Annotated in this window: 27 protein-coding genes; 8 read left to right on the forward strand and 19 right to left on the reverse strand. The window is 60.9% G+C overall.

All coding sequences use genetic code 11. The features are described 5' to 3' along the window. Window positions 1-54 precede the first annotated feature (54 nt). On the forward strand, window positions 55-1,284 hold the full coding sequence (gene serA, locus AO064_RS19550) for a phosphoglycerate dehydrogenase (RefSeq protein WP_003176761.1): 1,230 nt from the start codon (window positions 55-57) through the stop codon (window positions 1,282-1,284). A 64-nt stretch (window positions 1,285-1,348) separates the two neighbouring features. Here the strand turns inward: serA and AO064_RS19555 are convergent, their stop codons facing one another. Further along, window positions 1,349-1,789 carry a DUF4399 domain-containing protein gene (locus AO064_RS19555; protein WP_064054354.1) on the reverse strand — a complete coding sequence of 147 codons (441 nt, stop codon included), beginning with the start codon at window positions 1,787-1,789 and terminating at the stop codon, window positions 1,349-1,351. A 134-nt stretch (window positions 1,790-1,923) separates the two neighbouring features. Between AO064_RS19555 and AO064_RS19560 the strand changes: the two genes are divergently transcribed. Further along, entirely contained in the window at window positions 1,924-2,418 is a 495-nt protein-coding gene (locus AO064_RS19560) for a transporter substrate-binding domain-containing protein (protein ID WP_064054355.1), read from the forward strand. Between the two features lie 104 nt (window positions 2,419-2,522). Here the strand turns inward: AO064_RS19560 and AO064_RS19565 are convergent, their stop codons facing one another. Further along, entirely contained in the window at window positions 2,523-3,017 is a 495-nt protein-coding gene (locus AO064_RS19565; RefSeq protein WP_015886404.1) for a 2-thiouracil desulfurase family protein, read from the reverse strand. Between the two features lie 2 nt (window positions 3,018-3,019). Beyond that, a complete protein-coding gene (locus tag AO064_RS19570; RefSeq protein ID WP_043206041.1) occupies window positions 3,020-3,652 on the reverse strand; it encodes a 2OG-Fe(II) oxygenase in 633 nt (210 codons plus the stop codon). 131 nt (window positions 3,653-3,783) lie between these two features. Between AO064_RS19570 and AO064_RS19575 the strand changes: the two genes are divergently transcribed. Next, a complete protein-coding gene (locus AO064_RS19575) occupies window positions 3,784-4,536 on the forward strand; it encodes a DUF2059 domain-containing protein (protein ID WP_015886406.1) in 753 nt (250 codons plus the stop codon). Window positions 4,537-4,582: 46 nt separating this feature from the next. Here AO064_RS19575 and bipL read toward each other — a convergent pair whose 3' ends face one another. Then, window positions 4,583-5,524, reverse strand: coding sequence for a phospholipase BipL (gene bipL / locus AO064_RS19580; RefSeq protein WP_015886407.1), 942 nt, complete (start codon window positions 5,522-5,524; stop codon window positions 4,583-4,585). A 99-nt stretch (window positions 5,525-5,623) separates the two neighbouring features. Here bipL and AO064_RS19585 point away from each other — a divergent pair, with 99 nt between their 5' ends. Both AO064_RS19585 and AO064_RS19590 read left to right on the forward strand, forming a co-directional pair. Continuing rightward, window positions 5,624-6,199: a DUF6436 domain-containing protein gene (locus AO064_RS19585; RefSeq protein WP_064054356.1), complete on the forward strand. Its 576-nt coding sequence runs from the start codon at window positions 5,624-5,626 to the stop codon at window positions 6,197-6,199. Window positions 6,200-6,229: 30 nt separating this feature from the next. Continuing rightward, a complete protein-coding gene (locus AO064_RS19590) occupies window positions 6,230-8,584 on the forward strand; it encodes a penicillin acylase family protein (RefSeq protein ID WP_064054357.1) in 2,355 nt (784 codons plus the stop codon). A 45-nt stretch (window positions 8,585-8,629) separates the two neighbouring features. On the opposite strand, the gene AO064_RS19595 is transcribed toward AO064_RS19590, so the two are convergent. Then, the gene (locus AO064_RS19595; RefSeq protein ID WP_064054358.1) at window positions 8,630-9,595 is read right to left on the reverse strand and encodes a GlxA family transcriptional regulator; all 966 of its coding nucleotides are present in this window, start codon (window positions 9,593-9,595) and stop codon (window positions 8,630-8,632) included. A 208-nt stretch (window positions 9,596-9,803) separates the two neighbouring features. Here AO064_RS19595 and AO064_RS19600 point away from each other — a divergent pair, with 208 nt between their 5' ends. Further along, window positions 9,804-10,445, forward strand: a complete 642-nt coding sequence (locus AO064_RS19600; RefSeq protein ID WP_064054359.1) for an HD domain-containing protein — start codon at window positions 9,804-9,806, stop codon at window positions 10,443-10,445. A gap of 211 nt (window positions 10,446-10,656) precedes the next feature. Here the strand turns inward: AO064_RS19600 and AO064_RS19605 are convergent, their stop codons facing one another. From AO064_RS19605 to AO064_RS30385, 8 genes are all read right to left on the reverse strand, one after another. Further along, window positions 10,657-11,541, reverse strand: coding sequence for an ABC transporter permease subunit (locus AO064_RS19605; RefSeq protein ID WP_046034911.1), 885 nt, complete (start codon window positions 11,539-11,541; stop codon window positions 10,657-10,659). Next, the gene (locus AO064_RS19610) at window positions 11,538-12,419 is read right to left on the reverse strand and encodes an ABC transporter permease subunit (RefSeq protein WP_231810212.1); all 882 of its coding nucleotides are present in this window, start codon (window positions 12,417-12,419) and stop codon (window positions 11,538-11,540) included. The genes AO064_RS19605 and AO064_RS19610 overlap by 4 nt, the downstream gene beginning before the upstream one ends. Window positions 12,420-12,454: 35 nt before the next feature. Then, on the reverse strand, window positions 12,455-13,597 hold the full coding sequence (locus AO064_RS19615; RefSeq protein WP_064054360.1) for an ABC transporter ATP-binding protein: 1,143 nt from the start codon (window positions 13,595-13,597) through the stop codon (window positions 12,455-12,457). A 66-nt stretch (window positions 13,598-13,663) separates the two neighbouring features. Continuing rightward, window positions 13,664-14,758 (reverse strand): polyamine ABC transporter substrate-binding protein, encoded by a 1,095-nt coding sequence (locus AO064_RS19620; RefSeq protein ID WP_064054361.1) that lies wholly within the window; start codon window positions 14,756-14,758, stop codon window positions 13,664-13,666. A 241-nt stretch (window positions 14,759-14,999) separates the two neighbouring features. After that, window positions 15,000-16,094: a polyamine ABC transporter substrate-binding protein gene (locus tag AO064_RS19625; protein WP_064054398.1), complete on the reverse strand. Its 1,095-nt coding sequence runs from the start codon at window positions 16,092-16,094 to the stop codon at window positions 15,000-15,002. A gap of 195 nt (window positions 16,095-16,289) precedes the next feature. Further along, window positions 16,290-17,654, reverse strand: a complete 1,365-nt coding sequence (locus AO064_RS19630) for an aspartate aminotransferase family protein (protein WP_015886416.1) — start codon at window positions 17,652-17,654, stop codon at window positions 16,290-16,292. A 59-nt stretch (window positions 17,655-17,713) separates the two neighbouring features. Beyond that, window positions 17,714-19,072 carry a glutamine synthetase family protein gene (locus AO064_RS19635; protein ID WP_015886417.1) on the reverse strand — a complete coding sequence of 453 codons (1,359 nt, stop codon included), beginning with the start codon at window positions 19,070-19,072 and terminating at the stop codon, window positions 17,714-17,716. A gap of 79 nt (window positions 19,073-19,151) precedes the next feature. Next, a complete protein-coding gene (locus tag AO064_RS30385; protein WP_015886418.1) occupies window positions 19,152-19,391 on the reverse strand; it encodes a hypothetical protein in 240 nt (79 codons plus the stop codon). A gap of 278 nt (window positions 19,392-19,669) precedes the next feature. Here AO064_RS30385 and AO064_RS19640 point away from each other — a divergent pair, with 278 nt between their 5' ends. Together AO064_RS19640 and AO064_RS19645 are read left to right on the forward strand one after the other, a co-directional pair. After that, window positions 19,670-21,046, forward strand: a complete 1,377-nt coding sequence (locus AO064_RS19640; protein WP_003213894.1) for a glutamine synthetase family protein — start codon at window positions 19,670-19,672, stop codon at window positions 21,044-21,046. A gap of 231 nt (window positions 21,047-21,277) precedes the next feature. Further along, window positions 21,278-21,907 carry a TetR/AcrR family transcriptional regulator gene (locus tag AO064_RS19645; protein ID WP_046034907.1) on the forward strand — a complete coding sequence of 210 codons (630 nt, stop codon included), beginning with the start codon at window positions 21,278-21,280 and terminating at the stop codon, window positions 21,905-21,907. Window positions 21,908-22,022: 115 nt separating this feature from the next. Here the strand turns inward: AO064_RS19645 and AO064_RS19650 are convergent, their stop codons facing one another. From AO064_RS19650 to ssuE, 6 genes are all read right to left on the reverse strand, one after another. Further along, window positions 22,023-22,238, reverse strand: a complete 216-nt coding sequence (locus tag AO064_RS19650; RefSeq protein WP_003213899.1) for a TOBE domain-containing protein — start codon at window positions 22,236-22,238, stop codon at window positions 22,023-22,025. A 28-nt stretch (window positions 22,239-22,266) separates the two neighbouring features. Then, window positions 22,267-23,073, reverse strand: a complete 807-nt coding sequence (gene ssuB / locus AO064_RS19655; protein ID WP_015886420.1) for an aliphatic sulfonates ABC transporter ATP-binding protein — start codon at window positions 23,071-23,073, stop codon at window positions 22,267-22,269. Beyond that, window positions 23,070-23,858, reverse strand: coding sequence for an aliphatic sulfonate ABC transporter permease SsuC (gene ssuC / locus AO064_RS19660; RefSeq protein WP_064054362.1), 789 nt, complete (start codon window positions 23,856-23,858; stop codon window positions 23,070-23,072). Before ssuC ends, ssuB begins: the two co-directional genes overlap by 4 nt. A gap of 9 nt (window positions 23,859-23,867) precedes the next feature. Further along, window positions 23,868-25,016 carry an FMNH2-dependent alkanesulfonate monooxygenase gene (ssuD, locus tag AO064_RS19665; protein WP_015886422.1) on the reverse strand — a complete coding sequence of 383 codons (1,149 nt, stop codon included), beginning with the start codon at window positions 25,014-25,016 and terminating at the stop codon, window positions 23,868-23,870. A gap of 25 nt (window positions 25,017-25,041) precedes the next feature. Beyond that, on the reverse strand, window positions 25,042-26,010 hold the full coding sequence (locus AO064_RS19670; protein WP_064054363.1) for a sulfonate ABC transporter substrate-binding protein: 969 nt from the start codon (window positions 26,008-26,010) through the stop codon (window positions 25,042-25,044). Window positions 26,011-26,104: 94 nt separating this feature from the next. Further along, window positions 26,105-26,698 carry an NADPH-dependent FMN reductase gene (gene ssuE, locus AO064_RS19675; protein WP_064054364.1) on the reverse strand — a complete coding sequence of 198 codons (594 nt, stop codon included), beginning with the start codon at window positions 26,696-26,698 and terminating at the stop codon, window positions 26,105-26,107. Between the last annotated feature and the right edge of the window lie 275 nt (window positions 26,699-26,973).

Below are 26,973 nucleotides of genomic sequence, written 5' to 3' on the forward strand. Positions count from 1 at the left end.
AGCTTGCGCTGCTCGATTCCCTGCCATTTTTCTCCGGGATACAGGTTTACGCAGATGAGCAAGACTTCTCTCGATAAGAGCAAGATCAAGTTCCTTCTTCTGGAAGGCGTCCACCCATCGGCTGTCGACGTTCTGAAAGCCGCCGGGTACACCAGCATTGAGTACATCACCAGTTCTCTGCCGGAAGCCCAGCTCAAGGAAAAGATCGCCGACGCGCACTTTATCGGCATTCGCTCCCGCACTCAGCTGACCGAAGAGATCTTCGATCACGCCAAGAAACTCGTGGCGGTCGGCTGTTTCTGCATCGGCACCAACCAGGTCGACCTCAACGCAGCGCGCGAGCGCGGCATCGCGGTGTTCAACGCACCGTACTCCAACACCCGCTCCGTTGCGGAACTGGTGCTGGCCGAGGCTATCCTGCTGCTGCGCGGCATTCCTGAGAAGAACGCTTCCTGCCACCGTGGCGGCTGGATCAAAAGCGCGGCCAACTCCTTCGAAATCCGCGGCAAGAAGCTGGGTATCGTCGGTTACGGTTCGATCGGTACGCAACTGTCGGTCCTGGCGGAAGGCCTGGGCATGCAGGTGTTCTTCTACGACACCCTGACCAAGCTGCCGCTGGGCAACGCCACGCAAGTGTCGAGCCTGACCGAGCTGCTGGGGATGTCCGACATCGTGACCCTGCACGTTCCGGAAACCGCTGAGACCCAGTGGATGATCGGCGAGAAGGAAATCCGCGCCATCAAGAAAGGCGGCATCCTGATCAACGCTGCACGCGGCACTGTGGTCGAGCTGGACGCCCTGGCCGACGCGATCAAGGACAAGCACCTGATCGGCGCCGCCATCGACGTGTTCCCGGTAGAGCCACGCTCCAACGACGACATCTTCGAAAGCCCGCTGCGTGGCCTGGACAACGTGATCCTGACCCCGCACATCGGTGGTTCCACCGCTGAAGCCCAAGCCAACATCGGCCTGGAAGTGTCGGAGAAGCTGGTCAAGTACAGCGACAACGGTACGTCGGTCTCGTCCGTCAACTTCCCGGAAGTGGCCCTGCCGGCTCACCCTGGCAAGCATCGTCTGCTGCACATCCACCAGAACATCCCTGGCGTGATGATGGAGATCAACAAGGTCTTCGCGGAAAACGGCATCAACATCTCCGGTCAGTTCCTGCAGACCAACGAGAAAGTCGGCTACGTGGTGATCGACGTCGACGCCGAGTACTCGGACCTGGCGCAAGAGAAGCTGCAGCACATCAACGGCACGATTCGTAGCCGCGTGTTGTTCTAAGGTTTCGATCGCAGCACGAAAAAGGGAGACCCTCGGGGCTCCCTTTTTTTCATCTGAACACATCTTACTTGACGTTAACCGTGATCACTTTCGAGGCTACAGTCGGGTTGAACTGCATGTGCAGTTTGTCGCCGGCAACCAGTTGCAGCGTGTGTTTGCCTGGGGTGAGGGTCAGCTCGGTTTCGGTCTGGGCCTTACCGTAGTGGATCACGGTGTCGGTGGCGGGGATCGGCACGCTCGCGTCAGGCAGTTCTTTCTGGTCGATCAGCAGATGGTGGTGACCGGTGTCTGGATCCTGGCTGGTGGCCGGGGCCAGCTTCAGGCCTTCCATGCCGAATTTGACGGTGAAGGTCTTGTCGACGGTGGCGCCGTCTTTTGGCGACACGATGAATACTTTGGCGCCTTCAGGTGGAGCACTGCGCGGGATGCCGTCGGCGGCGGTGGCCAACATCGAAGCACCCAGCAGCAGGCTGGCAATCGTTGCACGGGACAAAAGGGCTTTCATTCGCTTCTCCAGTTTTTCTATGAAATCTGTAGGGTTATGACAACTTCGCGACAAATTGCGGTCCAAGGCACTCAACACCATAGCAAAGCGAGGCTGAACGGCGCCTCGCACATTCGAATTCTTTAGGAGTGACCATGCGCTTTTCGCCTGGCCTGTTACTGCTGCTTCCTCTTCTGAGCCCTTTGGCGCATGCCGAACTGGTCGATGATGTGTTCGACCGTGGCGAACTGCGCATCGCCGTTGAAGCCAACACCCCGCCGTTCAACTTCAAGCAAGGCGACAAACTGACTGGCTTCGAAGTGGAACTGGGTGAGCAACTGGCCCAGGAGATGGACGTGCGCCCCTCGTTTATCACCACCGATGACACCGACCTGCTGCCGGGGGTGGAAACCGGCAAGTACGACGTGGCCATCAACCATATCGCTATGACTGCCGAGCTGCAGGATCGGTTCGATTTCAGTGAGCCTTACAACGAGAAGCCTGAGCTGGCGATCCCGTTCCAGAAGGGTAATCCGGCGTTCAAGGCGAGCCTGGACAAGGCGTTGCAACGCTTGAAGGCGGATGGCCGATTAAAGGCATTGGCGCAGAAGTGGCTTGAAGGCGACACACCGGTAGCCAAGGCACAGTAGATCAACGGTGGGAGGGGGCTTGCTCCCGATTGCGGAGTGTCAGTGACTGCATGGTTGACTGACTCACCGCTATCGGGAGCAAGCCCCCTCCCACAATTTTTGATCTAGGCAGGGCTTGAGAGTTGGGTCAGGGCGGCGGCGGCCTCGGGGAGTTCCAGCTCGCTGAACACCTGTACCCCATGCTGCCTGAGCAGCGCCGTGGTGACGCCTTCGCCTGCCACCTTCACGCCCCTGAAGGTGCCGTCGTAGGTCTGCAGGTTACCGCACGACGGGCTATTGGCCTTGAGCACAGCGATGCGGATGTTGTGGCGCTGCACCAGCGCCAATGCCTGGCGGGCGCCATCAAGGAACGCGGCGCTGAAATCTTCGCCCTCAGCGGTCAGCACCTGAGCGCGGCCCTCCCACACATCCACGCCCTGCCCGCCCGGAATCTCCGCCGCCGGGCGCGGCGTCGGCAAGCCACCCGACACTTCCGGGCAGATCGCAACCACGCGCCCCTCGGCCTGCCACACCGCCAACAGGTCGAATGGCCCGCTGGCCCCGCCGTCGTAGCGCACCTTGTGGCCAAGCAGACAGCGGCTGATCAGAATCTTTTGCATGCTTAAAACGGCTCGTTGCCCCGCCGGCGAAACCAGCCGGTGAGGGACAGGCGTTCGCGCGTAGCGGGCATGACTTCGTGGGGCACTTCGCCCGACAGGAACACCACCAGGCAACCGCCCGTGGGCACCACATCGTATTCGACGCCGTCCTTGAGGTACATGCGCAACTGGCCGCCATGCTCGGGCAGCCAAGCGTCGTTCAAGTAGATCACCGCCGAGACCATGCGCCGGTCATCGTCGCGGAAGCGGTCCAGGTGCTTGAGGTAAAACGCCCCCGGCGGGTACAGCGCGAAGTGGCTTTCGAAATCCTCAAGGCCGAGGAACAAACTGCGGTTCATGGCCAGGCGCAGGCTGTCCATCAACGCCATATAGGTGTCGCAGACCGCCGCATCGCCCTCTTCCAGCCACTGGATGTGGTCGCCGCGAATACCTTCGCGAATCTCCTGGGTCGGACCGCGTCCCACCGCTGCCGGAGCCAACTCACCCTCGGCTGCACGTTTATGGCACTCAGCCGCCAGTTCCAGGGTCAGAGCCTGGGGTAGGAAGCCGTCCTGCCGGGACCAGCCCTTTTCGGCCAGGTCGTCGACAATACGTTGCAGCAAAGGGTGATCGAGGGGTATTTGCATGGCGCGCATAGTATCCATACGCCTGTGAATCCGACAGAGCCGCCGAGCGTCTGAATACACTTTAGTCAGGTGACTGATAGGACTTCTCGACAAATCCTACGCCCGACACGGACAATAGTGGCCGACTGACAGGAGTCCATATGCGTCGTTTGTTTTTTTCATTGCTGATGTTCTGCGTTTTGCCCGCCTGGGCAGACGGCCATGACCAGTTGTACAAGGTCGCCGGCTGGGCCGAACAACGTGCACATTTCAATGACGCCCTCAGTGCCGCCCAGCAACGCTACCGCAATAGCCTGCCGCCAGCGGTGTACCAGGCGCTGGTGGACAACAGTAATAAACGCTTTGCCGCCCAGTCCATGGACCAGCGCGCCGAGGCGCAATTGCGCAAGAACCTGGCGGACCCGAAGCCCGCCCTGGCCTTTTTCCAATCGCCCCTGGGCCGCAAGATCGTCGCCGCTGAGTTGCTCGCCACGCGCCGCGACCAGTTGGCAAAAAACGCCCAGGGCTTGCCGAAAATCCAAGCCGACGCGACCCGCAGCCTGATCATCGGCCACCTGGCCCAGGCCCTGCCCGCCCGTGAAGCCGGCGCGGAAGTCAGCCTGGCGATTGCCGGTGTGGCGGCCGACAGCCTGAGCCAGATGATCCCCGGTTTGTTGGGCGGTGGTCAGGCCCAGGGCATGTTGAATGGCCAACGCGAGCGGCTGATGCAGCAGATCGACAAAGATCTGAACAACACGTTGTTGTACGTCTATCGAGATTTGTCTGACCCGGAGCTGGAAGAATTCGCTACGTTTGCGGAGTCGCCGGAGGGTAAGGCGTATTACCAGGCGGCGCTGGCAGCCATTCGCGCGGGCCTTGCGGTCGGCCAAAGCACCTCTAGCCTGACGCAGTAACAAATGAGGGAGAGGGCAAGCCCCCTCCCTCATTTGTTAGATTGAGTTACTTCAGGTGATCGGTGAGGTACGTGAAATACGCTTCGCGAATCTCCGGTATCTCATTCGCCAAATGGTGCCTGCCACGCGGCAGCATCAACACCTCGGGCTGGTCGAACTTGCTCCTTAGCACCTGCAAGTTGTGCTGCCAGTCCACCGTCATATCTTCCTCCCCCTGCACAATCACCGGCCTCCGAGGGCTGCGCGGTGCGGCTTCGATACGCTTGATCCAGCGCGCCAAGGCGCCCACCCAGGCGGTAGGCAGTTGACGCGGCTGCAGCGGGTCGGCCTCAAGGAAGGGCTTGAACGCGGGATCGTGGGTGTTCTCGCTGAACCGCCGCGCGATGCCTTTGACGAATGGCCGCAACAGGTAATAGCTGACCTGCGACCAGCCCCAGGCACGCGGCCGCACCAGTGGCGAGAGCAGGAACGTCTTGCCTTGGGCCGGGCTCTCAACGCCATGGTTGAGCACGTGATCCACCACCACCGCGCCGCCGGTGCTTTGCCCGAACAGGTGCCAAGGTTGCGGCAGTTGCAGTGCTTCGGCTTGGCCAAACAGCGCCTGCACCACCTGTTGATACACCGCAAAATCATCGATGCTGGCGCGCGCGCCGCTGGACAGGCCGTGCCCCGGCAAATCGCAGGCGATCACCACGAAGCCCTGGTCCAACGCCCAGTCCACCACATGGCGATACAAGCCCATATGGTCGTAGAAGCCGTGGAACATGAACATCGTCGCCACCGGCACGGGCGGCCACCACACTTGCGCGACCACCTCGAAGCCGTCCACCTCGAAGCGTCCCAGACGGCTGACCACCGGAACGTTGCGCGCCGCCAGGTCCAGCCCGTAGAAACGTTGATAGACCCGTGCCTCGGCTGAAAGCGGCTGTGCATCCACCAGGGGCCGCAAGCTTTCGCGCAGATGATCGGGGTCAAAGGTGACGGGCATAAACGGTTCCAGACTGACGGCGAAGATGAATATCGAGCTGCGATATTCATCTGTCAGGACAAGCATGGCAAGCTACGCGACCTTCGAGGATACATCTGAATGCGACAGCCCTACCGTACCGCCCTGTTCGCCAGCCTGATCCTGATTATCTGCACCGGCGTGCTGTGGGCCGCGTATGACTGGTTCCAGGGCCGCTACCTGCGCGCCTTCAGCGAACACACGGCGGTGTTTTCCGGAGACCCGCTGAAACTGCCTGCCGACCTCGCCGGCCCCGGCCCGATCCGCCTGGTGCACTTCTGGGACCCCGCCTGCCCCTGCAACGTCGGCAACCAGCAGCACCTGGGCGAGCTGATCGAGCACTACGCGCCCCAAGGCGTCGAGTTCTACGCCCTGCAAAAGCCCGGCAGCCACGGCCAACTGCCCGACAACCTGCGCCGCATGAAAACCCTCACCGCACTGCCCGGTGCCGACCAAGTACCGGCCAGCCCGGCAGTGGGCATCTGGGACCGCAGCGGCAAGCTCGCGTATTTCGGCCCCTACAGCGAAGGCCTCACGTGCAATTCCAGCAACAGTTTTATTGAGCCGATCTTGAAGGCCCTTGAAGCGGGACGCGAGGTGAATGCCACGCACACTCTGGCGGTGGGCTGCTATTGTTCGTGGCCAACAGGCTCGTAACTCGCCACCCACTCTTGGTAAGGAATGTTCATGAAGCGCGTCTTGCGGGTTCTCGCGGTTCTTGTAGTGATGATCGCCCTCGGCGCAGGCGCGTACGTCTACAGCAAACAACCCACCCGCCAGGGCACGGTGACACTGGCCAACCTGCAAGGCTCGGTCACGGTGCGCTACGACGACCGTGGCGTGCCGCACATTCGGGCCGAGAATGAAACCGACCTGTATCGCGCCTTGGGCTATGTGCATGCCCAGGACCGCCTTTTCCAGATGGAGATCATGCGGCGCCTGGCCCGTGGCGAGCTGGCCGAGGTGCTCGGGCCCAAGGTGCTGGAGACCGACAAGTTGTTCCGCAGCCTGCGCATTCGCGACCGCGCGGCCACCTATGTGGCGCAGCTGGACCATGAGTCGGCGCACTGGAAGGCGCTGCAAGCCTATCTGGACGGGATTAACCAATATCAGGACAGCCACGCCCGCCCGATGGAGTTCGACGTGCTGGGCATCCCCAAGCGGCCGTTTACCGCCGAGGACACCATCAGCGTCGCCGGGTATATGGCCTACAGCTTTGCCGCTGCCTTTCGTACCGAGCCTTTGCTGACTTACGTACGTGACCAATTGGGCAGCGACTACCTGAAAGTCTTCGACCTCGACTGGCAACCCAAGGGCGCCCTCAACCTGGCTGCCGGCGATTGGCAGACCCTCGGCGCCATCGCCGCCCTGAGTGAGCAGGCCCTGGCCGACAACGGCCTGCCGCAGTTCGAAGGCAGCAACGCCTGGGCCATCAGCGGCAACCGCACCCAGAGCGGCAAACCGTTGCTGGCCGGCGACCCGCATATCCGTTTCTCGGTGCCGTCGGTGTGGTATGAAGCGCAGCTGTCAGCGCCAGGGTTCGAGTTGTATGGCTATCACAACGCCCTCGTGCCGGTGGCGTTCCTGGGGCACAACCTGGACTTCGGCTGGAGCCTGACCATGTTCCAGAACGATGACCTCGACCTCATCGCCGAAAAGACCAACCCGGACACCCCCAACCAGGTCTGGTACCACGGCCAGTGGGTCGACATGACAAGCACCGAGCAACAGATTGCGGTGAAGGGCCAGGCGCCGGTGACCTTGACCCTGCGCCAATCGCCCCACGGCCCGATCATCAATGACGTGCTGGGCGAAAACGCCGGCAACACACCGATTGCCATGTGGTGGGCGTTCCTCGACACCCAGAACCCGATCCTCGAAGGGTTCTACCAGCTCAACCGCGCCGACACCCTGGTCAAGGCGCGTGCGGCGGCAGCCAAGGTGTCCGCGCCGGGGCTGAACATTGTGTGGGCGAATGCCAAGGGCGATATCGGCTGGTGGGCGGCGGCGCAGTTGCCGATTCGTCCGGCCGGGGTCAACGCCGGGTTTATCCTCGACGGCAGCAGCCCCCAAGCCGACAAACTGGGCTTCTACCCCTTCAGCGCCAACCCCCAGGAAGAGAATCCGGCACGTGGTTATGTGGTGTCGGCCAACGCCCAGCCGGTTTCGCCCACCGGCATGGAGATCCCCGGCTATTACAACCTGGCCGACCGTGGCCAGCAGTTGAACGCGCAGTTGAGCGACAAGAGCGTGAAGTGGGACGTGAACAACAGCCAGGCCCTGCAGCTGGGCACCACCACCGCCTTCGGCCCGCGCCTGCTGGCGCCGCTGTTGCCGGTGCTGCGCGAGGGTGTCAAGGACCCGGCGCAGTTGAAACTGGTGGAGCAGCTTGCACGCTGGAAGGGTGACTACCCGCTGGACTCCACCAGCGCCACGCTGTTCAACCAGTTCCTGTTCAACCTGGCCGACGCCGCCTTCCACCCGAAGCTCGGCGACGCCATGTTCAAGACCCTGCTCAGCACCCGCGTGATCGACGCTGCCCTGCCACGCCTGGCCGCCGCGCCGGATTCGCCGTGGTGGAATGGCAAGCGCGCGGAGACCGTCAAGCTCGCCTGGGACAACAGCATGGCGCACCTCAAGGCCACCTTAGGGGATGATCCGACCCAGTGGCAGTGGGGCAAGGCGCACACCCTGACCCACGGCCACCCGCTGGGCTCGCAGAAGCCGTTGGACCTGATCGTCAATGTCGGCCCGTTCCCGGCGCCGGGCACCCACGAAGTGCCGAACAACCAGTCCGCCAATATCGGCCCGGCGCCGTGGCCCGTCACCTACGGGCCTTCTACGCGCCGCCTGATCGACTTCGCCGACGTGGCGCACGCCCTGACCATCAACCCGGTCGGGCAAAGCGGTGTGCCGTTTGACCGGCATTACGGCGACCAGGCGGAAACCTACATCGAAGGCGGTTACGAACAGGCGCATTTCACCGATGAGGAAGTGACGGCCAATACGCGCGGCACACTGAAACTGCTGCCCGCCAGATAACCGCTTGCAACGCGGTCAAACGGTGGGGGCTTGCTCGCTCCCACATTAGATCGGCGCCGCAAAGTTAAGCCGGAACTGTTGCGGCGTCACGCCCAGCCGGCGGTTGAACACACTGCGCATGTGCTGGGCATCGCGAAAGCCGCATTGATAGGCCACAGTCTTGAGCGGCGCCGGGCTGCTTTCCAGCATCACCCGCGCGGCGTCCACCCGCGCCCGCTCGACAAACTCCGCCGGGGTGATGCGTGCTTCACGGGCAAACACCCGCGAGAAGTTGCGCGCGCTCATATTGGCTGCCTTGGCCAAGTCGGCAATGGTCAGGTCCCCCGTCAGGTTCGCCAGCACGTGCAGCTGCACCAGCGCCACCGCTGACGTGGTTTCGGCGTGGGGCGTGAGAAACGGGCTGAACTGCGACTGCCCACCCGAGCGCTGGGTAAACACCACCAGGCGCTTGGCCACACTCAACGCGACTTCCGGGCCATGATCCTGGGCCAGCAGATACAGCGACAGATCGATGCCCGCCGTGACCCCAGCCGAGGTGTAGAGGTTGCCGTCCTGCACGTAGAGGCGGTCGGCCTCAACCTGGGTGGTGGGGCACAGGCGCGCCAGATCAGCCGCGTCGTTCCAATGGGTGGTGACGGTTTTCCCATCCAGCAGCCCGGCTCGGGCCAGCATGAACGCGCCGTTGCAGATCGAACCGAAGCGTTGCGCACGCGCGGTGGCGCCCCGCAACCAATCATCGAACTGCGTGCCGAAGTCTTCGAAGGGTAACTGCGGGCCGCCAGCGACCAGCAGCAGGTCATAAGCGTGCAGGGCTTCGCTGTAGTGCCGCTGGGCCTGCAATGACAGGCCGTTGGAGGCGGCCATGGTGCCGCGGCCAAGGCCAATCACTTCAAGCTGGTAATGGTCCTCAGGCGCTAGAAACCGGTTGGCCTCGCAAAACACATCCATGGGGCCGGTCACGTCCAGTGACTGGACGCCGGGGAAAATCAGGATGGCAACGGTTTTGCCCATGAACAACACACCTTCTCTAACTGAATAAACGCAATTGCCCTCCCACAGTTTGATTTTTGCAAGGTTCGAGGGACCAATCGCCTGCTACACCCTAGCTGATTTTGCCTTGGCACGATGTGGCTGCACATTGGCCGACATCGCTTCCTCGCCGCGCTAGCCCCTCCACGGGCACGCGACCAGACTGGATGCTTTCCAGAGGAGAACGCCCATGACCACCACCATCGCCGGCATCCAGATCCCTGACAGCGCCCTGGCCAAGGCCACCACCGAATACATCCGCGACGTCGAATCCGACCTGCTTTACCACCATTCCCGCCGGGTATTCCTGTTCGGCGCGTTGAGTGGCGAACGCAAGCAACTCGCCTACAACCCGGAGCTGCTCTACGTCGGCGCGATGTTCCATGACCTCGGCCTGGTGGAAGGCCATCGCAGTAACGACGAACGCTTCGAAGTGGACGGCGCCAACGCCGCCGCTTCCTTCCTCAAGCCTTACGGGCTGAGCGATGACGACATCGAACAGGTGTGGTTGTCCATCGCCCTGCACACCACGCCGGGGGTGCCGCAGCATTTGCGTCCAACCGTTGCACTGGTGACTGCGGGTGTCGAAATGGACGTGCTGGGCATGGACTACGCCGCGTTCAGCAACGTGCAGCGCGACGCCGTGGTGCATGCGCATCCACGCGGTGAAGGGTTCAAGGAGTGCATCATCTGCGCGTTCGCCGACGGCTTGCGCCATCGCCCACACACCACGTTTGGCAACGTGAAGACGGATGTGCTGGTGGATCAGGAGCCGGGGTTCCGGCCGATGAATTTTGTCGAAGTCATCCGCAAATCCCCCTGGACTGCTTAACCAACAAGCCAAACCCGATCCATGTAGTGAGCGGGCTTGCCCCGCGCTGGGCTGCGGAGCGGCCCCTTTTGCAGGCACCACATTCCTTCAGAAAGAACGCGGTGCCTGGTTTTGGGGCTGCTCCGCAGCCCAGCGCGGGGCAAGCCCGCTCACCACAACAGGCCTGCTCACCACAGCAAGCCCCTCCCACATTGGGTCCCCGTTCCGGGTTTTAAACCGGTGCAGGCGCCCGACGCTTGTCCGGCTGCTGCCAGCCATCTGCCGCTGCTTCTTCGATGGCTTGCTGGATCGCCTTCTTGCGCATCTCTTCCGCACGGCGGCTGAAGAACCACACCAGGAAGGTCACCAGCGACACCGCCAACAGGATCAGGCTGGCCACGGCGTTGATCTCGGGTTTAACCCCAAGACGCACCGCCGAGAACACTTCCATCGGCAAGGTCGTCGACCCCGGCCCCGACACGAAGCTCGCCAGCACCAGGTCATCCAGGGACAGCGCGAACGACATCATGCCGCCCGCCGCCAACGACGGCGCGATCATCGGGATGGTGATCAGGAAGAACACCTTCCACGGCCGCGCGCCCAGGTCCATCGCCGCTTCTTCGATCGACAGGTCCAGCTCACGCAGGCGCGCCGACACCACCACGGCCACATACGCCGCGCAGAACGTGGTGTGGGCGATCCAGATGGTGACGATGCCACGTTCCTGGGGCCAGCCAATCATCTGCGCCATGGCCACGAACAGCAGCAACAGCGACAGGCCGGTGATCACTTCCGGCATCACCAACGGTGCGGTCACCAGGCCGCCGAACAGCGTGCGGCCCTTGAACTGGCTGATGCGCGTCAGCACGAACGCCGCCAGCGTACCCAGCGCCACTGCCGCCACTGCCGTGTAGCAGGCGATTTCCAGGGAGCGGGCCACCGAGCCCATCAACTGGGTGTTGTCCAGCAGGCCCACGTACCACTTGATCGACCAACCGCCCCAAACCGTCACCAGCTTGGATTCGTTGAACGAGTAGATCACCAGGATCAGCATCGGCAGGTAGATAAACAACAACCCCGCTACCAGCATGAAACTCGAGAAACTGAAGCGCTTCATATCTTGCCCTCCAACTCTTTGGCTTGGCTGCGGTTGAACAGGATGATCGGCACGATCAGGATCGCCAGCATCACCACCGCCAGGGCAGACGCCACCGGCCAGTCACGGTTGTTGAAGAATTCTTGCCACAACACTTTACCGATCATCAGGGTTTCCGGGCCGCCCAGCAGTTCCGGAATCACGAACTCGCCCACCACCGGGATAAACACCAGCATGCAGCCGGCGATGATGCCGTTCTTGGACAGCGGCACGGTGATTTTCCAGAAGCTGTTGAAGGTGCTCGAGCCCAGGTCGGATGCGGCTTCCAGCAGGCTCTGGTCATGCTTCACCAGGTTGGCGTACAGCGGCAGGATCATGAACGGCAGGTACGAATAGACCACGCCGATATATACCGCGATGTTGGTGTTGAGGATCTGCAGCGGCTCGTTGATCAACCCCATGGACATCAGGAAGCCATTGAGCAAGCCGTTGTTGCTGAGGATGCCCATCCACGCATACACGCGGATCAGGATCGCGGTCCAGGTCGGCATCATGATCAGCAGCACCAGCACGGTCTGCATCTCTTTGCGCGCAGTGGCAATGGCGTAGGCCATCGGGTAGCCGATCAGCAGGCACAGCAGCGTGCTGAAGAACGCCATTTTCAGCGAGCCCAGGTACGCGGCGATGTACAACTCGTCGCCCGCCAGCAGGCTGTAGTTCGCCAGGTTCAGCACCACCTGCAGCTTCTGCTCAACGTAGGTGTAGATCTCGGTGTAGGGCGGGATCGCAACGTCGGCTTCGGCGAAGCTGATTTTGAGGACGATGAAAAACGGCAACGCGAAGAACAGGAACAGCCACAGGAACGGAATCCCGATGACGACCTGCTTCCCGGTGGGGATTATGCGGTTCAAGCGGCGCTTGAGCTTCTTGGTGTTCATGAGCGAAGTACCACGCCGCTGTCGTCTTCCCACCACACGTAGACCTGGTCACCCCAGGTCGGCCGCTGGCCACGGCGCTCGGCGTTGGCCACAAAGGACTGCACCAGCTTGCCACTCGGCAGCTCCACGTAGAACACCGAGTGGCCGCCCAGGTAGGCGATGTCGTGCACCTTGCCGCTCGACCAGTTGTGCTCGCAGGTCGGCATTTCGGTGGTAACCAGCAGCTTTTCCGGGCGGATGGCGTAGGTCACCGACTTGTCTTCCACCGAGGTGGCGATGCCGTAACCCACGTAGATATCGCGGTCCAGGTCCGGGCACTTGAGCACCGCGTGGCCTTCGGCGTCGTCCACCACTTGGGTGTCAAAGATGTTGACGTTGCCGATGAACTCGCACACCAGGCGGCTGGTGGGCGTTTCGTAGATGTCGATCGGGCTGCCGATCTGGGCGATCCAGCCCAGGTGCATGATAGCGATGCGCTCGGCCATGGTCATGGCCTCTTCCTGGTCGTGGGTCACCATCACACAGGTCACACCCACGCGCTCGATGATTTCCACCAACTCCAGCTGCATCTGCGAGCGCAGTTTCTTGTCGAGGGCGCCCATCGGCTCATCGAGCAGCAGCAGTTTCGGGCGCTTGGCCAGGGAGCGCGCCAACGCCACACGCTGACGCTGGCCGCCGGACAACTGGTGCGGCTTGCGCTTGGCGTACTGGCTCATCTGCACCAGCTTGAGCATCTCCGCCACACGGGCGTCGACCTCGGCCTTGGGAATCTTGTCCTGCTGCAGGCCGAACGCGATGTTCTGCGCCACGGTCATGTGCGGGAACAGCGCATAGGACTGGAACATCATGTTGATCGGCCGCTCATAGGGCGGCATGTCGGTGATGTCCGCACCGTCGAGGTAGATGCGCCCCTCAGTCGGGCGCTCGAAACCTGCGAGCATGCGCAGCAAGGTGGACTTGCCCGAACCCGAACCGCCGAGCAAGGCGAATATCTCACCTTTCTTGATTTCCAGGGACACATCGTCCACGGCAATCGTCTCGTCGAACTTCTTCGTGACCCGGTCGATTTTGACCAACACCTTCTTCGGTGTCTGGTCGCCCTCAAGGGCTTTCTTATAGGCGCCGGAGGCAACTGCCATTTACGAAACTCCCAAAAAAAACAGTGCAGTTCGCCCGAGGCGGGCGAACCCAGGATAGTTTGAGCCTTACTTGCCCGTCTTGACCTTGGTCCAGCTACGGGTCATCAAACGTTGCACTTTCGGGGGTAGCTCGAAGTTGACGAATGTCCGGTCGAGTACCGCCTGCGGTGGGTAAACCGCTTCGTCGGTGCGTATCGATTGCTCCATCAGTTTGTCCGACCCAGGGTTAGGGTTGGCGTAACCGACGTAATCACTGACCTGGGCGATCACCTCAGGTTGCAGCAAATAGTTGATGAAGGCGTGGGCCTCTTTGACGTTGGTCGCATCCTTGGGGATGGCCAGCACGTCGAACCACAGGTTGCCGCCTTCTTTCGGAATGGCGTAGGCGATGTTCACGCCTTTGCCCGCCTCGGCCGCGCGGGCCTTGGCCTGGAACACATCGCCGGAGAAACCGGCCGCCACGCAGATGTTGCCGTTGGCCAGGTCGGAGATGTATTTGGACGAATGGAAGTAGGTCACGTAAGGACGCACTTTCAGCAGCTTGGCTTCAGCCTTCTTGTAGTCATCAGGGTTGGTGCTGTTGGGATCAAGGCCCATGTAGTTGAGCACTGCCGGCAGCATTTCATCCGCCGAGTCCATGAACGACACGCCGCACGTCGCCAGCTTCTTCATGTTTTCCGGCTCGAACAGCACGGCCCAGGAGTCGATATGGTCGACGCCCAGCACTTCTTTCACCTTGTCGACGTTGTAGCCGATGCCATTGGTGCCCCACAGGTACGGCACGGCGTACTGGTTGCCAGGGTCGTTCTTTTCCAGGCGCTTGAGCAACGCCGGATCGAGGTTGGCGTAATGTGTCAGCAGCGACTTGTCGAGCTTCTGGAACGCCCCGGCCTTGATCTGCTTGCCGAGGAAGTGGTTGGACGGCACCACCACGTCGTAGCCGGTACGCCCGGCCAGCAGCTTGCCTTCCAGGGTTTCGTTGGAGTCAAACACGTCATACACGGGCTTGATGCCGCTGGCTTTTTCGAAGTTGGCCAGGGTGTCGGTGCCGATGTAGTCCGACCAGTTATAAATATGCACAGTCGGTGCGGCCTGCACGCTGACAGCCAGCGTGATACCTGCACCCACCAGCAAGGCTTTGCGAAATAAAGAAATTGGCACGTGGAGGTCCTCTTAAATAGTTGGGCCTTAAAGTTGTTGCCCGGCAACAAAACCGGCGCGCAACTTACCCTCGATAAACCGATCCGGCAAAACTTTCTGGCATTTAATGTGTGGGAGGGAGCTTGCTGTGGTGAGGCGGCTTGTCCACCGCCGGGTTCACCGCAGATCGATGGGGCTGCTTCGCAGCCCAGCGCGGGGCAAGCCCGCTCACCACATTTCCCCCTCCCACAAGGTTCAGGGCTTATTTACCGGACTTGATCTTGGTCCAGCTGCGCGTCATTTCACGCTGGGTTGCGGCTGGCAGGTCAGCAATGGCATAGAGCTTGGCTTGCACGTCTGCTGGCGGGTAGATGCCCGGGTCGCTGGTGATGTCTTTGTCGACCAGTGCGGTGGCTTTCGCGTTACCGTTCGGGAAACGTACGCTGTTGGTGATCGAAGCCATTACTTCCGGCTTCAACAGGTAGTTCATGAATTTGTAGGCGGCGTCGACGTTTTCGGCATCTTTAGGGATGGCGACCATGTCGAAGAAGCTACCGGCGCCTTCTTTCGGAATGTCGTAGGCCACTTTCACTTTGCCACCGGCTTCAGCCGCGCGGGACTTGGCCTGCTGGATGTCACCCGAATAACCCACGGCGACGCAGATGTTGCCGTTGGCCAGGTCGGAAATGTACTTGGACGAGTGGAAGTAGCCGATCGAAGGACGGATCTTCAGGAACAGCGCTTCGGCTTGCTTGAGGTCGTCTTTCTTCTGGCTGTCGGTCGGCAGGCCCAGGTAATGCAGCGCGATCGGCAGCATTTCGGTTGGCGAGTCGAGGAAGCTCACACCGCAGCTTTTCAGCTTGGCGATGTTCTCAGGCTTGAGCAGCACGTCCCAGGAATCGATCTTGTCCACGCCCAGCGCAGCCTTGACCTTCTCCGGGTTGTAGCCGATGCCGATCGAGCCCCACATGTAAGGGAAAGCGTGCTTGTTGTCCGGGTCGCTGACCGACACGGCTTTCAGCAAGGATGTGTTCAGGTTGTCGTAGTTGGACAGTTTGGTCTTGTCCAGCTCCTGGTAGACGCCCGCCTTGATCTGCTTGGCCAGGAAGTTGTTCGACGGTACGACGATGTCGTAACCGGACTTGCCTGCCAGCAACTTGGCTTCCAGGGTCTCGTTGCTGTCGAACACGTCGTACACCACTTTGATGCCGGACTCTTTTTCAAAGTTGGCGATGGTATCCGGCGCGATGTAGTCGGACCAGTTGTAGACGTGCAGCACTTTATCGTCTGCCTGGGCCGCGCCCGCCATTGCGCCCATCAGGGACAAGGCGAGGAGGGTCTTGCCAGCGTTCTTCAAACCTAATGCCTTCATTTGGTGATGCTCCAATTTTTCTTTTTTGGGCCACGTTCTTACAAGGTTTTGCGGCCCGTCTAAAGGGCAACAAAACAGGGCGACAGTCTGGCAAGTTCTGAGGCCGGCTTTCAACCAAAGCCTCATCTATAACTGCTCGGCACACAGCGCCCGAAAGCCGCTGCGCACTGAGCCTAGCACTTAGCCCTGCAATGCCGCCAAAGTCAGGTCCAGGCAATGCCGAGCCTTGGTCACCAGCTCGTCAATTTCGGCCTGGCTGATCACCAGCGGCGGCGAAATGATCATGGTGTCGCCCACGGCGCGCATGATCAGGCCATTCTCGAAGCAGAAGGTTCGGCAGATCATGCCTGCGCCCTTGCCTTCGTAACGCTTGCGCGTTGCCTTGTCCTGCACCAGCTCAATCGCACCGAGCATGCCCACACCGCGCACTTCACCCACCAACGGGTGATCCGCCAGCTCCCGTAGACGTTTCTGCAAATACGGTGCCGTTTCGTCGTGAACGCGGTTAACGATTTTTTCATCGCGCATGATGCGGATGTTTTCCAGGGCCACTGCCGCCGCCACCGGGTGGCCGGAGTAGGTGAAGCCGTGGTTGAAATCGCCACCTTCGTTGAGCACGGCCACCACGTCGTCGCGCACGATCAGGCCGCCCATGGGGATGTAACCCGAGGTCAGGCCCTTGGCGATGGTCATCATGTGGGGCTTGAGGTCGTAGAAATCGCTACCGAACCACTCACCGGTCCGGCCGAAACCGCAGATCACCTCATCGGCGACAAACAGGATGTCGTACTTGGCGAGGATTTCCTTGATGCGCGGCCAGTAGGTGGCGGGCGGCACGATCACGCCACCGGCACCCTGGATCGGCTCGGCAATAAAGGCACCAACGTTGTCCACGCCCAGTTCCAGGATCTTCTCTTCCAACTGGTTGGCAGCCCACACGCCGAATTCTTCGGGGCTCATGTCGCCGCCTTCGCCAAACCAGTACGGCTGCGCGATGTGGGTAATGCCCGGGATCGGCAAGTCGCCCTGCTCATGCATATAGGTCATGCCGCCCAGGCTGGCGCCGGCCACGGTGGAGCCGTGGTAGCCATTCTTGCGGCTGATGATGGTTTTCTTGTTCGGCTGGCCCTTGATCGCCCAATAGTGGCGGACCATGCGCAACATGGTGTCGTTGCCTTCGGAGCCGGAACCGGTGAAGAACACGTGGTTCATGCCGGCCGGTGCGATATCGGAAATGGCCTTGGCCAACTCCAGTACCGGCGGGTGAGCGGTCTGGAAGAACAGGTTGTAGTACGGCAGTTCTTTCATCTGCTTGGCGGCGGCGTCAGCCAGTTCATCGCGACCGTAACCGATCGCCACGCACCACAGGCCGGCCATGCCGTCGAGGATCTTGTTGCCTTCGCTGTCCCACAGGTAAACGCCGTGGGCTTTGGTGATGATCCGTGGGCCTTTCTCTTTCAATTGCTTGAAGTCGCTGAACGGCGCCAGGTGGTGATCACTGCTCAAGGCTTGCCATTCACGGGTTTGCGGGTTGTTGCTGGACATACCGATCTCCTAGACTTTTCAGTAAAGGGCGCGCCGCTTTCAAGGGCGCGCCCGGCGCATCAGACGGCGAAGAGCAGGAATTCCCGCTCCCACGAACTGATGACGCGCTTGAAGTTTTCATGCTCGGCCCGCTTGACCGCGACGTAGCCTGTGATGAATTTCTGACCCAGGTATTTCTCGATGGTCTTGCTGTTTTCCATGCGTTCCAGGGCGTCTTCGATGGTCAACGGCAGGCGCAGGTTGCGACGCTCGTAACCACGGCCTACCACTGGCGCGCTGGGGTTATGGCCTTCGACCATGCCGATGTAGCCACACAGCAGGCTGGCGGCAATCGCCAGGTACGGGTTGGCGTCGGCGCCCGGCAGGCGGTTTTCCACCCGCCGGTTCTGCGGGCCGGCATCCGGTACGCGCAGGCCCACGGTGCGGTTTTCTTCGCCCCACTCCACGTTCACCGGCGCCGAGGTATCCGGCAGGAAGCGGCGGAACGAGTTCACGTTAGGCGCAAACAGCGGCAGCAATTCAGGGATGAATTTCTGCAGGCCGCCAATGTGGTTGAGGAACAGCTCGCTCATGGACCCGTCTTCATTGGAGAAGACGTTCTTGCCGGTAGCGATGTCGATGATGCTCTGGTGCAGGTGCATCGCGCTGCCAGGCTCGCCGGTCATCGGCTTGGCCATAAAGGTCGCGGCCACATTGTGCTTGAGCGCGGCTTCACGCATGGTGCGCTTGAACACCAGGATCTGGTCGGCCAGCGACAGGGCATCGCCGTGACGGAAGTTGATTTCCATCTGCGCCGTGCCGTCTTCGTGGATCAGCGTGTCGAGGTCCAGTTCCTGCAGTTCGCACCAGTCGTAGACGTCTTCGAACAGCGGGTCGAATTCGTTGGCGGCTTCTATAGAGAAAGATTGGCGACCGGTCTCGGGGCGCCCGGAACGGCCAATCGGCGGTTGCAGCGGGAAGTCCGGGTCTTCGCAGCGTTTGGTCAGGTAGAACTCCATCTCCGGCGCCACGATGGGCTGCCAGCCTTTGTCGGCATAGAGCTTGAGGACTTTTTTGAGTACGTTGCGCGGCGACAGCTCGATCGGGTTGCCTTGCTTGTCGTAGGTGTCGTGGATCACCTGGGCGGTCGGCTCGATGGCCCAAGGCACCAGGAACACCGCGTTCTGGTCGGGGCGGCAGATCATGTCGATGTCGGCCGGGTCGAGCAATTCGTAATAAATGTCGTCTTCGACATAGTCGCCGGTCACGGTCTGCAACAGAACGCTCTCGGGCAGGCGCATGCCTTTTTCGGCGATGAACTTGTTGGTCGGCGAGATCTTGCCCCGGGTGATGCCGGTGAGGTCGCCAATCATGCATTCGACTTCTGTGATCTTGTGGTCTTTCAACCAATCGGTGAGCTGGTCGAGGTTGTTACTCATAAATGCCTCTGGGCTGGGTTTCCTGGCATCCATTAAAGGCCAGGCGTTGGTTGACGCAGCATCCGCGTCGTTTTTTCATTCAGGGTAGGAGCTTACCTGCCATTTGCTGCAGCGTTGCATTCCTCACGCCAAAGTTGTGTGCAATTTTGAGCAGCACAGCGGAAGCGAGCCGTTCGGTGGCAAACGAGGAGGCAAAAAAGAGGTCGGACCGGGCGTCAAGAATATTGGCCGGGGCGCGAGCAATCACGCGGGAGGAATGGACGGATGACACAGCCTGGCTGAAGCAGGCCAAGACGCCGAGTGGCGGCAGGCGAGACATGAAGCACCCCGGTATTATTGCTGTTATGGGTTTGAATCGAGCTTAGCCTTGTTCATTTTTTTACACAACACCCCCGTAAAAAATACAACACGGCCCGCTCAAGCCTGCGAGTCCCAAGCCCGTCAAACCCAAAAAACCGCCCCAAAAAGCCCCAAAAAAGCCTTCGCAGCGCTTTTTTAGGGCAAAAAAGGCCTCGCTTGACTTCGGCATGCCGTTCGGGTTGACTGAAACGAGAAAAGATCAATGATTGATATTTTTAACAACAAAGGTGTTGCATCATGTCGGTACCCCCGCGTGCCGTTCAGCTTAACGAAGCGAACGCGTTCCTTAAGGATCATCCTGAGGTTCTGTACGTAGACCTTCTAATTGCGGATATGAATGGTGTGGTGCGCGGCAAGCGCATCGAACGCACCAGCCTCCACAAGGTTTACGAGAAGGGCATTAACCTGCCTGCCTCTTTATTTGCCCTGGATATCAACGGCTCTACGGTGGAAAGCACCGGCCTGGGCCTGGACATCGGTGATGCTGACCGAATCTGTTATCCAATCCCCGACACCCTGTGCAATGAACCGTGGCAAAAGCGCCCTACCGCGCAACTGCTGATGACCATGCACGAACTTGAAGGTGAACCTTTCTTCGCCGATCCGCGCGAAGTGCTCCGCCAAGTTGTAAGCAAATTTGACGACCTTGGCCTGACCATCTGCGCCGCTTTCGAACTCGAGTTCTACCTGATCGACCAGGAGAACGTGAACGGCCGCCCACAACCGCCCCGCTCGCCGATCTCCGGCAAACGCCCGCACTCGACACAGGTCTACCTGATCGACGACCTCGACGAATACGTCGACTGCCTCCAGGACATCCTGGAAGGTGCCAAAGAGCAAGGCATCCCGGCCGACGCCATCGTCAAGGAAAGTGCCCCGGCGCAGTTCGAAGTGAACCTGCACCACGTGGCCGACCCGATCAAGGCGTGCGACTACGCGGTCCTGCTCAAGCGTCTGATCAAGAACATCGCCTACGACCATGAGATGGACACCACCTTCATGGCCAAGCCTTACCCAGGCCAGGCAGGCAACGGTTTGCACGTACACATTTCGATCCTGGACAAAGACGGCAAGAACATCTTTGCCAGCGAGGATCCCGAGCAGAACGCCGCATTGCGTCACGCGATCGGCGGTGTGCTCGAGACCCTACCCGCTCAAATGGCGTTCCTGTGCCCCAACGTCAACTCCTATCGCCGTTTCGGCGCACAGTTCTACGTGCCGAACTCGCCGTGCTGGGGCCTGGATAACCGCACCGTGGCGATTCGCGTACCGACCGGCTCGTCCGATGCCGTGCGTATCGAACACCGCGTGGCGGGCGCCGACGCCAACCCTTACCTGCTGATGGCTTCGGTTTTGGCAGGCGTGCACCACGGCCTGACCAACAAGATCGAGCCTGGCGCACCGGTGGAAGGCAACAGCTACGAGCAGAACGAACAAAGCCTGCCGAACAACCTGCGCGATGCATTGCGTGAGTTGGACGACAGCGAGGTGATGGCCAAGTACATCGATCCTAAATACATCGATATCTTCGTTGCCTGTAAGGAAAGTGAGCTGGAAGAGTTCGAACATTCCATCTCCGACCTTGAGTACAACTGGTACCTGCATACCGTGTAAGCGGTTGCGACATTGAAAAAACGCCGCGGGCCTTGGGCCTGTGGCGTTTTTTTATGGGTCTCTTACTGAAGACCGAGTTGGCCTCATCGGGAGCAAGCCCCCTCCCACAGTTGACTGCATTCTAATGTTGGAACTCGGTCGAATGTGGGAGGGGGCTTGCTCCCGATGGCGGTTTGGCAGACAACAAACCTTCCTGCTCATACAATGCCCGCTGCCTTGTAGGAGACTTCCATGACCACCCGCCCCGCCACCCCTCGCAAACCCCGCGCCCGTAGCCAGGCCCGGATCGACGCGATCCTCGACGCCGCCCGCACCTTGCTGGCCGCCGAAGGCGTGGCCGGTTTGTCGATCTACAGCGTGGCCGAACGGGCGCAGATCCCGCCGTCGTCGGTGTATCACTTTTTCGCCAGCGTGCCCGCGTTGCTGGAAGCGCTGACAGCAGATGTGCACGCAGCATTCCGGGCGGCTATTCAGGCGCCCATCGAGCACGACTCACTCAAGCACTGGCGTGATCTGTCCTACATCGTCGAGCAACGCATGCTCGCGATCTACGACGAGGACGCCGCTGCACGCCAGTTGATCCTGGCCCAGCACGGGCTGACCGAGGTCACCCAGGCGGATCGCCAGCATGATCTGGAATTGGGGAACTTGATGCTGGACGTGTTCAATCGCCACTTCGAGGTGCCGACACTGCCCAGCGATGTCGACGTGTTTGCCCTGGCGCTGGAACTGAGCGATCGCGTGTATGCGCGCTCGGTGCATCAGCATGGGCTGATCACGCCACGCATGGCGGAGGAAGGGATGCGGGTGTTTGATGCGTATGTGGGGCTTTATTTGCCGGCGTACCTGCCCAAGCGCTGAGTAGTGTGGTGGCTGGGCCGGCCTCATCGGGGGCAAGCCCCCTCCCACATTTTGATCTGTGAATACATTCAAAAGGTGGGAGGGGGCTTGCCCCCGATGGCGGCCTCAGGCGCGATCACAACTTGGCAATCGACACCTCGGTGGACTTCACGAAGGCGATCACTTCGCTGCCAATCACCAACTCCAGCTCTTTGACCGAGCGGGTGGTGATCACGGAAGTGACGATGCCGGACGCGGTCTGTACGTCGATTTCCGACAGCACGTCGCCTTCGACGATTTCCTTGATGGTGCCTTTGAACTGGTTACGCACGTTGATGGCTTTAATAGTCATGTTGTTCTTCCTTCATGGGACAAGTGAGTTATTGAGCCCAACGCAATTGCGTAGGCAGCGGTGAAACAGGTTCGGGTTCCGGCGGCGTGCCGGGTAACGACAACACACGGTTGAGCACTTCGGCTTCCAGCGCGGCCAGGCGATGTGAGCCCCGGGCACGTGGGCGCGGCAGGTCGACGATGAGGTCGAGGCCGATTTCGCCGTCTTCGATCAGGATCACCCGGTCGGCAATGGCCACGGCTTCGCTGACGTCGTGGGTCACCAGCAACACGGTGAAACCGTGCTTCTGCCAGAGGTTTTCGATCAGTTGCTGCATCTCGATGCGGGTCAGGGCATCCAGCGCGCCCAGCGGTTCATCGAGCAGCAGCAAGCGCGGTTGGTGAATCAGCGCACGGGCCAGGGCCACGCGTTGCTTCTGCCCGCCGGACAGCGCCGCCGGCCATTCATTGGCACGCTCGGCCAGGCCGACCGCTTCAAGGGCTTCCAACGCTTTGGGGCGCCAGTTGCCTTTAAGGCCCAGGCCGACGTTGTCGATGATCTTTTTCCACGGCAGCAGGCGCGCTTCCTGGAACATCAGCCGCGTGTCTTCAATGGCTTCGCTTAGCGGTGCAGAACCGGCGAGCAGCTCACCGCCGCTGGCTTTGTCCAGGCCGGCCAGCAGGCGCAGCAAGGTACTTTTGCCGCAACCACTGCGACCGACCACCGCCACGAATTGGCCGGCTGGAATGTGCAGGTCGATGTCCTTGAGCACTTCGCGCGCGCCAAAGGCCTTGCGCAACTTGCGTACCGCCAGGGGGATGCCCTTGAGCAGGCGCGGGGGTTGTTGAGCTGTCATGCCGCACCTCCTTTATTCACTTGATACGCCGGGTGCCAGCGCAGCCACACCCGCTCCAGACCGCGAGCGGCCAGATCGGCGAGCTTGCCGAGGATGGCGTACATGACGATGGCCAACACCACCACGTCGGTTTGCAGGAATTCACGCGCATTCATCGCCAGGTAACCGATGCCGGAGCTGGCGGAAATGGTTTCCGCCACAATCAGCGTCAACCACATAAAGCCCAGGGCAAACCGCACGCCCACCAGGATCGACGGCAGCGCGCCCGGCAGGATCACCTGGCGGAACAGGCTGAACCCGGACAAGCCGTAGCTGCGCGACATTTCCACCAGTGCCGGGTCGACGTTGCGAATGCCGTGGTACGTGTTGAGGTAGATCGGGAACAGCGTGCCGAGCGCGACCAGGAAAATCTTCGCCGTCTCGTCGATGCCAAACCACAGGATCACCAGCGGAATCAACGCCAGGTGTGGCACGTTGCGGATCATCTGCACCGAGCTGTCCAGCAGGCGTTCGCCCCACGTCGACAGGCCGGTGATAAAACCCAGGGCCAGGCCGATGCTGCCGCCGATCACAAAACCCAGGCCCGCGCGCCAGCCGCTGATGGCCAGGTGGGTCCAGATTTCGCCGCTGGCCACCAGGTGGACGCCGGCTGCAATCACGGCGCTGGGCGCCGGCAGAATACGCGTCGACAACCAACCCGCCGACACCGACAACTGCCACACCGCCAGCAACAACACCGGCAGCACCCAGGGTGCGACGCGGTGGCTTAACTTTTCAAAATTCATGGCGCCACCTCAGCTCTGTGACGCAGCTTTAGGAAGGATGTCGTTGGCGACCATTTCGCCGAACGGGCTCACGTACCCGGCGCTTTTCGGCAGCTCGGGACGTTCGATATCCAAGTGGGGGAACAACAGCTCAGCCACCCGATACGACTCTTCCAGGTGTGGATAACCGGAGAAGATAAAGGTGTCGATGCCCAGTGCTGCGTATTCCTTCACGCGTGCCGCGACGGTTGGGCCATCGCCTACCAGCGCGGTGCCCGCACCGCCGCGCACCAGGCCGACGCCGGCCCACAGGTTAGGGCTGACCTCGAGGTTGTCGCGATTGCCGCCATGCAAGGCCGCCATTCGTTGCTGGCCAACGGAATCGAAGCGCGCCAGGGAGGCCTGGGCACGGGCGATGGTGTCGTCGTCCAGGTGGGAGATCAGTTTGTCGGCGGCTTTCCACGCTTCATCGTTGGTTTCGCGCACGATCACATGCAGGCGAATACCAAAGCGCACCGTGCGCCCCAGCTTCGCGGCCTTGGCCCGCACCTGTGCGATTTTTTCCGCGACAGCGGCCGGTGGCTCACCCCAGGTCAGGACCATTTCCACCTGTTCGGCTGCCAGGTCCTGGGCCGCTTCGGAGGAACCACCGAAGTACAACGGCGGACGCGGTTGCTGGATCGGCGGGTAAAGCAACTTAGCGCCTTTAACGCTGATGTGTTCGCCGTCGTAATCCACGGTTTCACCTTCCAGCACACGGCGCCAGATACGGGTGAATTCCACCGAGGCCTGGTAACGCTCCTCGTGGCTGAGGAACAGACCGTCGCCGGCCAATTCTTCCGGATCACCACCGGTGACCAGGTTGAACAACGCACGACCGCCGGACAGGCGGTCGAGGGTCGCGGCCTGACGCGCCGCCACCGTCGGGGAAATGATCCCAGGGCGCAGCGCGACGAGGAATTTCAAACGCTGGGTCACCGGGATCAGCGAAGCGGCCACCAGCCACGAGTCTTCGCACGAACGCCCGGTCGGGATCAGCACCCCGCCGAAACCCAGGCGATCAGCGGCCTGGGCCACTTGCTGCAGGTAACCGTGGTCAACGGCGCGAGCGCCTTCGGCGGTGCCAAGGTAATGGCCGTCGCCGTGGGTAGGCAGGAACCAGAAAATATTGAGGCTCATGGAGTTGTCTCCTGAAGAAGTCGGATTACGGCGCTTTAGCCACGGCGGCGGGTGGCGCCCAGATCACGTCCTTGATGCTCAAGGGCTTGGGGATCAATTTGAGTTGGTAGAAGCTGTCGGCAATTTTCTGCTGGGCCGCCACCACTTCCGAGGTCAGGAACAGTGCGCCGTAGCCTTGGCGCTTCACCGAGGTCAGGGTGATGTCTGCCGGCAGGCCGAGCAGCGGCGCCACTTGTTCAGTCACTTCCTGAGGGTTGGCCTTGGACCACTCGCCCACGGCGCGCACTTCTTCGATCAGAGCCTTGAGCACCTCAGGGTGTTTTTCAGCGTATGGCTTGGTGGCCAGATAGAACTGATGGTTGTCGGCGATGCCGGTACCGTCACGCAGGGTGCGGGCCTGCAGTTGTTTCTCGGCGGCCGCCTGGTACGGGTCCCAGATCACCCAGGCGTCCACGCTGCCACGCTCGAAGGCGGCACGGGCATCGGCGGGCGGCAGGAACACGGTCTGCACGTCGGTGTATTTCAGGCCGGCATCTTCCAGGGCACGTACCAACAGGTAGTGCACGTTGGAGCCTTTGTTGAGCACGACTTTCTTGCCCTTGAGTTCGGCCACGGATTTGATCGGCGAATCTTTCGGCACCAGGATCGCTTCGCTGGTCGGCGCTGGCGGCTCGTAGGCCACGTAGAGCAAGTCGGCACCGGCGGCCTGGGCGAATACCGGCGGGGTTTCGCCGGTCACGCCGAAGTCGATGGAGCCGACGTTCAGGCCTTCAAGCAGTTGCGGGCCGCCCGGAAACTCGGTCCATTGGACATTGACGCCCTGGGCCGCGAGGCGTTTTTCCAGGGAACCCTTGGCTTTGAGCAGCACCAGCGTGCCGTACTTCTGATAACCGATACGCAGGGTCTCGGCGGCTTGAGCTTGAACAATGGCGCCGAAGGACACAGCCGCAGCAAACAGTGCGACCAGACCACGACGCAAGATGACAGTGCGCATGGCGCTCTCTCCAAATAATGCGATGAGGGGGTTGGCTGCACCTGCTTGGCCGTTAGCGGCTGAGTAAGGTGAGTACTACAAAATCCGGTAAGGCTCAGATGCTCCAGCGAGCACTCAACAAACGTTCATTCAACACATGGGGGTCCAGCGGTTTCGGGCGACGGACCATCGCGCCGTAGAGCGTTTCCAGGGCCTCGTGCAAACGGTGTTCAAGCACCGGCACCAGCTGCGCCTGGGCGCTGCCTTCGCCATAGGCGATCTGGCTGTCTTCGGCAAAAATACCGTGGAGCAATTCCTGGGCTTTCAGCGCCGACAACACCGGCTTCAGCGCGTAATCCACCGCCAACATGTGCGCGATGCTGCCGCCGGTCGCCATCGGCAACACGATCTTGTGGGCCAGGGCGCGCTCGGGCAGCAGGTCCAGCACCGTCTTCAGCGCGCCGGAGAACGAGGCCTTGTACACCGGCGTGGCGATCACCAGACCGTCCGCGTTAGCCACTTGTTGCAGCAGGTCGATGACCTTTGGGCTGTCGAAGCGCGCATGCAGCAAGTCCTCAGCCGGGAAGTCCCGTATCTGGTAACTCACGACTTCTACGCCTTTGTCTTGCAACCACTGACGGGTTTTATCCAGCAACACCCCGGAGCGGGAACGCTGGCTGGGACTGCCTCCAAGTGTTACGACCAACATGCAGGAATTCCTTGAGCAAGTGCCGGCGGTTCGCTGTGTGGCGATGGCGCCAAGATGGAACAGACCTTATCAGCAGATTTATATATCTTTAAATCTTATTTTTTCATTTGTTTATTCTTTAAATGCATATATGGGCGGTTAAACGCCAGGCGAAAAAAAAGGCCGTCGAAACGGCCTGAAAACCCCTGCTATGTGTTTCGGTACAACTCAAATTCTGTGGTGCATGTACTGACGCCATCGGGGGCAAGCCCCCTCCCACAGGGAAATGCGGTCAA

The sequence above is a fragment of the Pseudomonas marginalis genome, assembly GCF_001645105.1.
GTDB lineage: Bacteria > Pseudomonadota > Gammaproteobacteria > Pseudomonadales > Pseudomonadaceae > Aquipseudomonas > Aquipseudomonas petroselini.